Origin of the sequence: Actinoplanes oryzae (genome assembly GCF_030757795.1) — a bacterium.
Classification (GTDB): domain Bacteria; phylum Actinomycetota; class Actinomycetes; order Mycobacteriales; family Micromonosporaceae; genus Actinoplanes.
The window spans coordinates 53,485-64,864 of sequence record NZ_JAUQWH010000032.1; the positions used below are offsets into that span (position 1 = coordinate 53,485).

Consider the following 11,380-nt stretch of genomic DNA (forward strand, 5'->3'; position numbering starts at 1 on the left):
GGAGCGGGGTGGTCATCGGGCCCAGCCGGTGAAGTGCTGGCCGGACCAGGGCGTGGACGTGGCCGGAGGCCGGGGCGGCTGCTGGACCGCGGCCGTGGCGGCGCGGACCAGCCAGGCGTTGACGGAGAGCCCGTCGCGGGCGGCGGCCTCCTCGATGCGGCCCTTGAGCTGGTCGGGGAGCCGGAAGTTGATGCGCGAGACCGTGCCGTCGTCCGGCTCGGGCGCCGCGGGTGGTGCCGGGGTGGCGCCACCGTGTGCCTCCGGCGGCGCCGGTGGTGCCACGACCACGAAGTCGAACTCGCCGGAGCGCATCCGCAGCTCCACCGAGCCCGGCGCGAGCTCACGGGTGATCTCGTCGGCCGCGGTGGACAGGGCGTCGAGGACGGCCAGCCGGAAGGCCGATTCCAGCGGGGTGGTGAGCCGCTCCGCCAGCGCCCTGGTGTCGGGGCCGCCGAGCTCGGCGGCGTTGGCCAGCTCCTCCCGCAGGCGGGAGACGTATGCCGTGAGGTCCATGGCGCCACTATGGCACCTTTATGGCGCCATGGCAAGCCATCAGGGTGCCACGCGATCCGAAACCGGCGGAGATGTATCTGGAGCGCAGATCAACCCGTCTGTCCGAGGCACCCACCGGTAGACACACGGGAGGACCGGTATGCAACGCAATCCTGCCCGCCTCTCCGCGCGCGGACCGATCGACGCGGAGAACGGCTTCCCCCGCTGGTACAAGGACGCCGCGGGCCGGCGCCTCGAGCTGGCGACCGACCCACGCGACCCGAACACCCAGGCCATGGGCGACCTGCCCGATCCGCTCGCGCCGGTGAGCTTCCCCGGCAACTTCCCCGACGAAGCGTTCTACTTCCTCGCCGAGGCCGAGATGCCGGTGGCGGGCGGGGCCCGGCCCGGCCGCGCCCGGCTGGTGCTCGCCCTCGAGGCCGCCTTCGCCACCGAGGTGGTGGCCGACGGCCAGCAGCAGGTCTTCGCGCGCGTCCGGGTCCGCCTCGACGGCGGTGTCCCCGGTGCGCTCTACACCTTCACCCATCCGTACGGGCAGACCGACCCGCTGCCCGCCGACGAGAACGGCCGCGTCTTCGTCACCGAGGACATCGGCGCCGGCGCCGGGCTCTTCGACGTCGCCGTGGCCGACGGGGAGGTGGCGCCGTTCCTGACGTGGAGCGCCGACGCCCCGCCCGGTTACGTGGGCGACGGCGCCACCGAGCACACGATCACCGGCAGCCCGCTCGGCACGAACTTCTTCCGCGTCGAGGGCCCCGGGGTGGGCGGTCTGGCCGGTCCCGACCCCGCCGACCCCACCAACCCGGACAAGATCTTCACCGACCTCTTCACGGTGCAGGGGCGCCTGGCCACCCGGGTCGGCGCCGAGGTGACCCGGGCCGTCTACTCGCGCAACGCGGGCGCGATCGTGCTCGACGTCTTCGCCACCAGCGAGCCGGGGCAGACCCTGCGCGCCGCCGGCACCACGCTGACCGGGGCGGACGGGCGCTACCACACCCGGGCCGCCGTGGGGGAGGTGCCGGCGACGCTGACCGTGGTCAACGCCACCGACCAGCCGCCCACCAGCGCGGAGGCCGTGGTGACCGACGCGGTGACCGTCACCGTGGCGGACTACGACACCGCCCAGCGCCAGCTCACCGTCGAGGCCGCGTCCAGCGACCTCGAGGACATCCCGGAGCTCGTGGTCACCGGATTCGGCCCGCTGACCGACGGCAAGCAGATCTTCGACGAGCTGGACGCGCCGCCCGCGGTCGTCGAGGTCGTCTCCGCGCACGGCGGCTCCGCGCGGCGGCACGTGCTCGTGACCGGCCCGGCCGGCCCCGGCGACCCGGTCACCGCGCTCGCCGGCCAGGACAGCATCGTGGCGGCCGGCGCGACCGTCACGCTCGACGGGACGGCCAGCCTCGGCGCCGGCCTGACCTTCCTGTGGGAGCAGATCGACGGGACGCCGGTGCAGCTCACCGACGCCGACCGGGCGCGCGCCACGTTCGTCGCCCCGGCGACGGGCGCGGTCGAGTTCCGGCTCACCGTCCAGGGCGCCGGCGGCACCGCCGTGGACACCGTGTCGATCCAGGTGGACCCGGCCGGGCCCATCGTGGACACGCTCGCCGTCAACGAGGCCGAGTTCCGCACCGCCTCGGGGCGCTGGCGGCTGCGGGGCACGGCCACCGCGCCGCTGCCCGACGTCGTCACCGCCGCCCTCGACGGGGTGGAGATCGGCAGCGCCCCGGCCGACGCCCTGCACGAGTGGGACATCCGCCGCACCGTGATCCCCGGCGAGCCCGGGCTCACCCCGTCGGCGGGCGACCAGGTCCTCCTCACCTCCAGCCGCGGCGGGTCCACCACCGTGCCCGTGACCGTCCGCACCTAGAAGGGCGCAGCATCATGGCTTACTCGCTCACCGGCGTCTTCACCGAGGCCTGCGACTGCACGCTCATCTGCCCCTGCTGGCTCGACGACGCCCCCGACGAGGACCACTGCACCGGGCTGTTCGCCTGGCAGCTGGACCCCGCCGCACGCATCGACGGCACGCCGGTCGGCGGCCTCGACGTGGTCAGCGTCTCCACCCACAGCGGCGGGCGCCGCGCCGGGAACACCAGCACCGCCATCTTCGTCTCCGAGGGCGCCACGCCGGAGCAGTTCACACTGCTCACGGCGGCGTTCGGCGGCCGGCTCGACGGGCCGCTCGCCGACCTCGCCGGGGTGAGCGGGGCGGTGGTCACCACGGCCCCGGCCCGCATCCGGATCGGGGCCGACGCGACCGGCTGGCACATCTTCGTGGGCGTCCCGGTCCCCACCGACGGGCCCGACGTCCCCGGCACCGGGCTGGTCGAGGTCACCGGCACCCCGTCGGTCTTCACCGACGAGGAGGAGCCGCTCACCCTCACCGGCACGGCACTCGACCGGGAGCTCGGCGTCCCCGGCAAGGGTGAGGTCGTGGCGCACCGCACCGAGAGCCTGGCGGTCCGCGTCCCGGCCCTGCCCGGCGCCTATCTCGACGTGCGGGGCCGCTCGGCGATGCGCGGCAAGTTCCGGTACGCCTTCGCCGGGCGCACCGCGCTCGCCGGGGTCGGCGAATGATGCTGACAGCCGACGCCCCGGCCCCGCCCCGCCGGGACGGGAGAAAGCTCGCCGGGGCCGTCGTCGCGCTGGGCGCGGCGGGGTGGGTGGTCATGGCCGTCCTGCACGAGGGCGGCCACCACCACGCCCCGGCCCTCGGCCCGGCGCTCACCGGCTGGGTGGTGATGGTCGTGGCGATGATGCTGCCGACCGCGCTGCCGCTGCTCGACATGCTGCGCCGGTTCCGCGGCGGTCCCGGGATCGTCACGCTCGGCGCCCTGATCTACGTCGGCGCCTGGACGGCCGCGGGGGCCGTCCTGGTGGCCCTCCATCTCACGCTCGCCGGATGGCTGGCGCACTGGCCGTACGCCGGGGAGCACCCGCAAGCGCCGCTGGGCGCCGCCCTGATGCTCGCCGGGGCGTACCAGTTCAGCGCGTGGAAGGACCGGTGCCTCACCGCCTGCCGCAGTCCCCGCGGGATCGCGATGCTGCACTGGCGCGGCATCCGGCCGGCGTGGGCGGAGGCGGCGACCGTGGCGGGCGTCTACGCGGCGTCCTGTGTGGGCTGCTGCTGGCTGCTCATGGCCACGGGCCTGCTCACCGGCGCCGGATCGCTGCTCGCCATGGCCGTGCTCGCCGCGGTGATGGCCGCCGAGCGGCTGACCCGCCACGGCCGCGTCCTCGTCCGCCCCGCCGGCGCGGCCGCCCTGATCATCGGCGTCTTCCTGCTCATCGGCGCCATCGGCTAGACCCACCAGGAGCTTGCGATGCCCGACCTGACCTACGACGTTGTCGCCCTGCAGTTCCCCGTCGTCTACGGCCTCGACGGCGACCACGACCCCGACGGCCTGCTCTACACGCTGCGTGCCTACGAGCCGCTGCTGCGCTTCGCCCGCGCGCGCTGGGAGGACGACGACGAGTTCCTGCCCCGCATGCACGAGCGCGCCCAGTGGATGCAACTGGTCGTCGACGGGCTGGCCCGGTTCGAGGAGATGAGCCGCCGGCCCGCGCCCGTGACCCCGGCGCAGCGGCAGAACTTCGACGCCACCGTGGAGGAGGTGACCGCGGCCCTCACGCTGCTCACCGACGGTGCCGTCACGACCGTCGACCCCGATCCCGTCGTACGGGCGTCCTGGGCCGAGCTGTACCGCGCCGCGCTGGCCCAGGTGCGTACCGCCATCGCGGAGCGACTCGCCAAGCTGGAGGTGGACGACCACCTGGCGTTCCACCGGCTGGCCCGGGAGAGCGGGCTCCCCGTCGCGCGGGTGCGGCGGCTCCTGCTCAACGACCACCGCGAGAGCGTCGCCGGGCTGGCCGAGCGCACGCCCGCCTACGACCGCTTCAACCCGCTGCGGCCGATCCCCGTCGTGCGGCCGCTGGTGCTGCGCGCGGCGCTCGGGCAGCGCGTGGACGTCCACTTCGAGAACCAGGTGCGCGACCGCGCGGTGGGCCTGCACGTGCAGGGCGACCTGACCGGGTCCGTGCAGGAGAACGACGGCGCGGCCGTGGGCCGCAACACCCCCTCGACGGTACGCCCGGGAGAGCGCCGCACCTACCACTGGCACGCCGCCCGGGAGGGCGTGTGGGTGGTCAACGATCTCGCGGACGTGCGCGGCACCGAGCAGGGCACCAACGTCCACGGCCTCTTCGGGGCGTTCGTCGTCGAGCCGGCCGGGGCGACGTGGACCGACCCGGAGACCGGGGAGCTGCTGACCGGCACGAGCTTCGGCGACGGCCCGTACGTGGACGTGATCCTGCCCGGCGACACGGTGACGGACGACTACGTCGACCTGCACCTGGACGGGCTGCCGCACAGCCACCGCGAGTTCACCGTGTTCCTGCACGACGAGCCCGAGGTGCACAGCGGGCAGCACCTGGTCGGCGAGCACTCCGTGATGCCGCTGTCCTACCGCGCCGAGCCGATGCCCAACCGGCTGCCGCACCGGATGCGCCGGCTGGCCGAGGAGACGCTGACCCGGCCGCTGCCGCCCGCGGGTCAGGTGGACTTCGCCGCGGTCGGCATCGAGCTCGATGAGGACCTCGCCGAGGTGTTCCGGATCGGCCGCACGTCCGACGGCCGGTTCCTCGAGCAGGTCGCGGGCGAGGAGCAGCACCACAGCTCGTGGCTGTTCGGGGACCCGGTGACGCCGATCTTCCGGGCGTACAAGGGGGATCCCGCCCGGGTCCGGCTCGTCCACGCGGGTGTCAAGGAGACGCACGTCTTCCACCTGCACGTCCACCAGTGGCGGGCCACCCCGGGTGACAGCGCGGAGCCGGGGCAGGCGAAGGGCTCCCAGCTGCTCGACTCCATCTCGATCGGGCCACAGACGGCGTTCACGATCGACCCGCTCTACGGGTCGGGGAGCAGGCAGCACGCGCCGGGCGACATCATCTGGCACTGCCACCTGTACCCGCACTTCCACCACGGGATGTGGGGGCTGTGGCGCAGCTTCGACCGGCTGGTCGACGGCGTGACGGTGACCGCGTACCCGGACGGGACCCCGGTCCACCCGCTGCGGCCGCTGCCGGGCCGGGAGCCGGAGCGCCCGGACGAGCTACATCCCGGCTTCCCGTGGTTCATCGACGCGACCTATCCGCGGAAGTCCCCGCCGCCGCCCGCGGTGGTGCCGGAGCTCCTGGGTGGCCGGCGGCGGCTGCTGGGCATGCCGCTGCACTCGGAGAAGGAGCTGGCCGCCTTCGCGCCGGGGGCGGTGGCGAACCCGCAGCCGGGCATGCTCTTCGTCGACCTGGACGGCGACCAGGCCGAGTGGAACGAGCGCGCCGGGCTGCCCGGGCCGCGGATCGTGAGCTACGACGTCGAGGTGGCCGCGAGCGAGGTCGTCTACAACGACCGGGGCTGGAAGGACCCGACCGGCCATCACTACCGGATCACGCGCGTGGCGGTGGACGGCGTCGAGGTGGAGGACCTGCCCGAGCGGCCGGTCGAGCCGTTCTTCCCGCGGGCCAACCAGGGCGACATCGTCGAGCTGCGGATGTTCAACCGGCTGACCTCACTGGCGCCGGACGGCTTCGACCTGCGCACGCCGCCGGTCGAGTGCGGGCTGCACGTGCACCTCGTGAAGTTCGACGTGCTGGCGGCCGACGGCTCGTCCACCGGGTGGAACTATCTCGCCGGCGCCAGCTGCGACGAGGCCGTGGCGGACGTGCCCGAGGACCCGCGCTTCCTGCCGAGGGTCGTCGGGCTGCACCGGTGGGTCGTCGACGAGGAGTTCGGGCCGTGCTTCTTCCACGACCACCTGCTGGCGAACTACCGGCAGAAGCACGGGCTGTTCGCGGCCCTCATCGCCGAGCCGCACGGGTCGCGGTGGCTGCACCCCGATCAGGAGACGGTGGCATGGTCCGGGCCGCAGGCCGTGGTGCTGCCGCCGGTGGACAGCGGGATCCCGCCGTTCCGGGAGGCGTGCCTGGCGATCGGCGACTTCGTGCCGCTGACCGACGCGGACGGCACGCCGCTCAACCCGCCCGGCGAGCTGAGCGGGGACGACGACCCGGGCTCGATGGCCGTCAACTACCGCAGCGCGCCGCTGACGTTCCGGGGCGACGACCCGTCGCAGTGGTTCGCGAGCAACGGCGTGCCGGCGGCCGAGGAGCCCGAGGAGCCCGAGGAGCCCGAGGAGCCGGAGCTTCCGGAGGAGGAGGACGAGGAGGCCGCTGCGGCGCGGCAGGCGCTCGCCGGGCCGCCGCCGCCCGAGGAGCATGCCGAGGCGGTGCCGGCGGTGGAGCGGCTGGACACGCCGGTCAAGGAGGTGCCGGCGGAACCGTCGCTGCCGGAGACCGGTGACCCGGAGACCGAGCTCATCCGCACGTACGCGGGGGAGCCGTTGCGGATCCGGCTGATCCAGGGCTCGCACGAGGAGTCGCACAGCTTCGCCACGAACGGCCTGCGCTGGCGCCGCGAGTGGCACGACCCGCGCTCGGTGCTCGTCAACCAGCAGACGGTCGGCATCTCCGAGGCGTTCACCCTGGAGCTCGACGAGTACGGCACCGGCGACCACCTGTGGCAGTTCGCCAACCTGGACGACCTGTGGCTCGGCTGCTGGGGTCTGGTCCGGGCGCTGGTGCCGCACGAGGACACGCTGCGCGAGCTGCCCCGCCTGCCCGGCCCGGCGCGGCCCGCCACACTGCCGCCGCGGCCGACGGGTGGCACGGGCGTCCGCGAGTACGTGGTCCGGGCCCGCCGCCACGAGCACGAGTACGACGGCCGGCGCCTCACCGACCCGTGGGGGCTGATCTACGAGGAGGCCGACGGCTGGGTCACCGACGAGGACGGGTTCCGCACCGCCGTGGGCGTCCGGGAGACGCGGGAGCCGTTGGTGCTGCGTGCCCGCCGGGGCGAATGGGTCAAGGTGACGCTCATCAACGAGATCGAGCTGGACGGCGGCCCGCTGCTGCCCGACTTCAACGTGGAGCCGTCGCCGCCCCGGGTGCCGTTGGACGAGGACCGGCGCACGGTGACCCCGCGGGTGTCGCTGCACCCGGCGCTGCTGCGCTACGACGTGGTGAGTGACGACGGCGCCAACGTGGGGCGCAACCATGACGGCACGGTCGCCCCGCGCCCGCCGGAGGAACACACGCACACCCCGGCCGAACCCGAGGCGCCGGGGGTCGTGGTGCTCCGGGACGGGCCGCGGCACGATCACGCGGAGAAGAACTGGCGCGAGTACTGGTGGTTCGCGGACAACGAGCTGGCCCCGGAGTCGTACACGGAAGGCCCCGGTCAGGTCTGTCACCTCAAGGACATGGCCGACGTGCGCAACCACCCGCACCACGGGCTGATCGGCGCGCTGGTCGTGGAGCCGGGCGACGTGACGCCCACCGACCCGCGCACCGGCACCGAGCGGTGGACCGGCGGCAACGTGTGGCTGCGCGACGCCGCGGGCCGGGTCGTCGCCAACGAGCAGGTGCTGCTGGTGCAGGACGGCATGCGGCACTTCGTGGCGGGCAACCCCGATCTGCCCGTACGCGACCTCGTGCCGGACGACGACCCGGAGGACTCGGGCCAGAAGGGCATCAGCTACGGCTCGGCCCTGGCACATCCGCGCGACGTGCTGACCCGGGACGACCCGCCGACGCCGATCTGGCCCGCCGAGGTGGGCCAGACGCTGTGGCTGCGGCTGCTCGGCAGCGGCGACAAGCCCCGCGCGCACACGTTCACCGTGCACGGCATGGCGTGGGAGAGCGCGCCGTGGCTGCCGGACTCGCCGTTCGAGGGTTCGGTGTCCGGGCTGACGTCCGGCTACGCCCGGACGCTGGTCATGCGGGCGCGGCACGCGGGCGACCACGCGTACCGGTCAGGGGCCTTCCGGTGGGCCGTGGAGAACGGGGTCTGGGGCATCATCCGCGTCCGCTGAGTCGCGGGCGAGCCGGCGGCGCCGCCAGAGGACGAGGGCGCCGCCGGCCAGCGCGACGACGACCGTGGTGATCAGGGCGACCGGCAGGACGTGCTCGTGGGGGCGCTGGAACCACGTGCCGACGGTCACCACGGCGTCTCCCTCGTCGCCGGTGGCAGCTCCCGCCGCAGGATCCGCGGCCGGCACGGGGTCCGCCGGATCGGGGGCGCCGAGCAGGGGCGTCACGGCGTTCGAGGCGGGGGAGCGCGGGGAGAGACCGGCGGCGTTCTCGGCGAGCACCGTGAAGGTGTACTTCCGGCCGTTCGTCAGCCCCCGGACCGTCGCCTCCAGCCGATCCGCACCGACCTCGGCGGCGACGGCGGGATCGTCGCCGCCGATCCGGTAGGACAGGATCGGCGACCCGCCGTCGGAGCCGGGCGCCCGCCACGCCACCTTCGCGTAGCCGTCGCCGGCGGCCGCGACCACGGCGCTGGGCGCCGCGGGCGCGGTGACCGGGTCGAAGGGCTGGACCGGGCGGGTCTCGTCGCTCTGCGCCGACCGGCCGATCCGGTTCACCGCGACGACCGTGAAGCGGTAGGCCGTCCCGGCGCGCAGGCCGCCGAAGGTCGCGCTGGTCGTGCCGGCGGACACGGCCTGCGCGGCGCCGCCCGACGGCTGCACGATGTAGCCGGTCAGCGGGCTGCCGCCGTCGGACGCCGGTGCGGCCCAGCGCACCGTCGCCGACCGGGCGCCGGCGACCGCGACGGGGATGCGCGGGTGGGTGGGCACGGTGGCGTCCGCTGTCGATCCCGGGGCGGGTGTTCCCGGGCCGGGCGTTCCTCCGGGCAGGGTCCCGGGACCGCTCGGGCCGGGCGTCCCTCCGGGCAGGGTCACGGGACCGCTCGGGCCGCCCGGACCGGAGACGCCGGCCGCGTTCGTCGCGGTCACGGTGAAGGTGTACGTCGCCCCGGCGCGCAGCCCGTCCACGCGCGCGGAGTTCAGGGTGCCGTCGACGGTCGCGGTGTGCGCGTCGGGGGAGGACTTCACCGTGTACGCCGTGACGGGCGCCCCGCCGTCGCTGACCGGCGGCCCCCACGTGACCGTCGCCGACCCGTTCCCCGCCGTCGCGTCCACCTGGATCGGCGCGCCCGGCACCCGGGCCTGCGGGGCTGTGACGGTCTTCGTCGGCGTGACCGGTGCCGTCTCGTCGGTGGGGGCGGACTCCGCGACGTCGTTCACGGCGGTCACCTGGAAGACGTACGGGGTGTCGTTGACCAGGCCGGTCACCGTGGCCTCGGCGGCGTCCGGGCCGGCCGTGGCGACCAGGCCGCCGGGCGTGGCGTAGACGGCGTACCCGGTCATCGGCGAGCCGCCGTCCGTGGTCGGCGGCCGCCAGGTGACCACCGCCGTGCCGTTGCCCGCGCGGGCCTTCGCCGACCGGGGCGTGCCGGGGTGCGAGATCGGCGGCAGGGGATAGTCGGGCGGCAGGGCGGTCCAGCCGTCCGGGACCGCGCTGCCTGTGCCCATGGTTCCCGCCGCGCCTTCCTCTCCGTGCGCGCCTTCCTCTCCGTGCGGGGCTTCCTGGCCGGGCGCGGCTTCCTTGCCGGGCGCGGCTTTCTGGCCGGCTGCGGTGGCGTCGCCTTCCTTGCCGGGCGCGGTGACGCCTCCGGACAGGATCGCGGGATTGCCCCAGCCGTCGGGGTTGTGCGCCTCCACGGTGGCCCGCAGCTGCCAGCCCGGCGTGCCGGACATGTCGTAGGCGACGCGGGACTCCGTGGCGCCCGCCGTGCGCTGCGCGATCGGCACCACCTCCGTCGGATGGCCGGGCTCGGCGCCGTAGACGGTGATGCGGTACTGGTCGACCGGGCCGGCCGTACCCGGCTTCGTGGGCGGCAGCCACGCCACGTCGAGCGTGCCGCCCTTGCCCGACGGCACCACGGTCGGCGGGTTCGGGAGGTTGATCTTCGTGCCCGGGATCGGCAGGCCCTTCGGGACCGGCTTCGGCGCCGTCGCCGGGACGGGCACCGGGGACGTGCCGGGCTCCCGGTGACACGACTCCCTGCCCGTGTCCGTGTAGGTGCCGCCGAGGGTGCGGTACTCCCAGGCGTACCCCTGCGGGTTGAGCTTCATGAACATGACACCGAACTCCCGGTCGGTGCCCGTCTCGAACCCCGCGTGCCGCACCGGGTCGAGCTGATAGAAGCGGTGATGGTTGATGCCGCCCGAGCCGATGACGAAATTGCGGTAGCCGTGGTCGGGATCCACGACGCCGTCGGGCGTGATCCGCGCCCACCGCTGGTAGTTGTGGTCGTGCGCGTTGACGATGACGTCGCCGCCGGCGGCGTACAGCAGCCGGGCCATCGGCGGCATCGTGGTGTTGTTGCCGAACTGGCCCACCGAGACGATCGGATGGTGCCAGTAGGCCAGCTGGCACTGGTCCGGCGACTGGCCGCGCAGCTCGTCCTTCAGCCACTCGTAGATGCGGCCGCCGGGCGAGCAGTCGTGCGCGGCGCAGGCGGAGCTGAGCGCGTAGATCTTCCAGCCGCCGGCCTCGAAGGCGTAGTTGCTCTTGGTGTCCGGGTGCGCCTGGTCGCCCCAGTAGCGGTAGTAGTCGGGCGCGCCGGCGATCGAGTACTCGTGGCTGCCGGGCACCGGATTGATCTTGTTCTTGAGCCGGCCCCACGTGGGATCGAAGGACAGCTGCAGGTCCTCCCACTCGCCGTGCTCGTACTGCAGGTCGCCCACCGCGAGCACCGACTCCACGGCGTCGCCGGCTCGCAGGATCATGTCGGAGGTCCGCCCCATCGCGCAGCCGACCGCGGTGCCCTTGGCGTCGTTGAAGGCCGGCGTCGTGTGCCCGCACGCGATGTTGCCCGCCATGGCGAGAAGGGTCCCGGGCTCGCCCGCCAAGGGCACGGCGTCGTACGCGACCGGCGTGACCGGCCGGGGCGCGGGCG

The 11,380-nt window shown here is 74.4% G+C and carries 6 protein-coding genes; 4 read left to right on the forward strand and 2 right to left on the reverse strand.

Annotated elements, in window-relative coordinates; genetic code table 11:
- Positions 1 to 12 precede the first annotated feature (12 nt).
- On the reverse strand, positions 13 to 513 hold the full coding sequence (locus RBH18_RS13745; RefSeq protein ID WP_306207565.1) for a hypothetical protein: 501 nt from the start codon (positions 511 to 513) through the stop codon (positions 13 to 15).
- A gap of 139 nt (positions 514 to 652) precedes the next feature.
- On the opposite strand from RBH18_RS13745, the gene RBH18_RS13750 reads away from it, so the two are divergent.
- From RBH18_RS13750 to RBH18_RS13765, 4 genes are read left to right on the forward strand one after another with little or no spacing between them, the layout of a single operon-like run.
- Entirely contained in the window at positions 653 to 2,383 is a 1,731-nt protein-coding gene (locus tag RBH18_RS13750) for a PKD domain-containing protein (protein WP_306207566.1), read from the forward strand.
- 14 nt (positions 2,384 to 2,397) lie between these two features.
- Positions 2,398 to 3,093, forward strand: coding sequence for a DUF1326 domain-containing protein (locus RBH18_RS13755; RefSeq protein WP_306207567.1), 696 nt, complete (start codon positions 2,398 to 2,400; stop codon positions 3,091 to 3,093).
- Positions 3,090 to 3,821: a DUF2182 domain-containing protein gene (locus tag RBH18_RS13760; RefSeq protein ID WP_306207568.1), complete on the forward strand. Its 732-nt coding sequence runs from the start codon at positions 3,090 to 3,092 to the stop codon at positions 3,819 to 3,821. The genes RBH18_RS13755 and RBH18_RS13760 overlap by 4 nt, the downstream gene beginning before the upstream one ends.
- 18 nt (positions 3,822 to 3,839) lie before the next feature.
- Positions 3,840 to 8,444: a multicopper oxidase domain-containing protein gene (locus RBH18_RS13765; protein ID WP_306207570.1), complete on the forward strand. Its 4,605-nt coding sequence runs from the start codon at positions 3,840 to 3,842 to the stop codon at positions 8,442 to 8,444.
- Here the strand turns inward: RBH18_RS13765 and RBH18_RS13770 are convergent.
- Positions 8,385 to 11,380 (reverse strand): fibronectin type III domain-containing protein (locus RBH18_RS13770; protein ID WP_306207572.1); only part of this gene is annotated, 2,996 nt, incomplete at its 5' end. The genes RBH18_RS13765 and RBH18_RS13770 overlap by 60 nt on opposite strands.

Coding starts and splice junctions, on each gene's coding strand:
- RBH18_RS13760 (WP_306207568.1), top strand. CDS start 3,090: ATGATGCTGACAGCCGACGCCCCGGCCCCGCCCCGCCGGGACGGGAGA.
- RBH18_RS13765 (WP_306207570.1), top strand. CDS start 3,840: ATGCCCGACCTGACCTACGACGTTGTCGCCCTGCAGTTCCCCGTCGTC.
- RBH18_RS13745 (WP_306207565.1), bottom strand. CDS start 513: ATGGACCTCACGGCATACGTCTCCCGCCTGCGGGAGGAGCTGGCCAAC.
- RBH18_RS13750 (WP_306207566.1), top strand. CDS start 653: ATGCAACGCAATCCTGCCCGCCTCTCCGCGCGCGGACCGATCGACGCG.
- RBH18_RS13755 (WP_306207567.1), top strand. CDS start 2,398: ATGGCTTACTCGCTCACCGGCGTCTTCACCGAGGCCTGCGACTGCACG.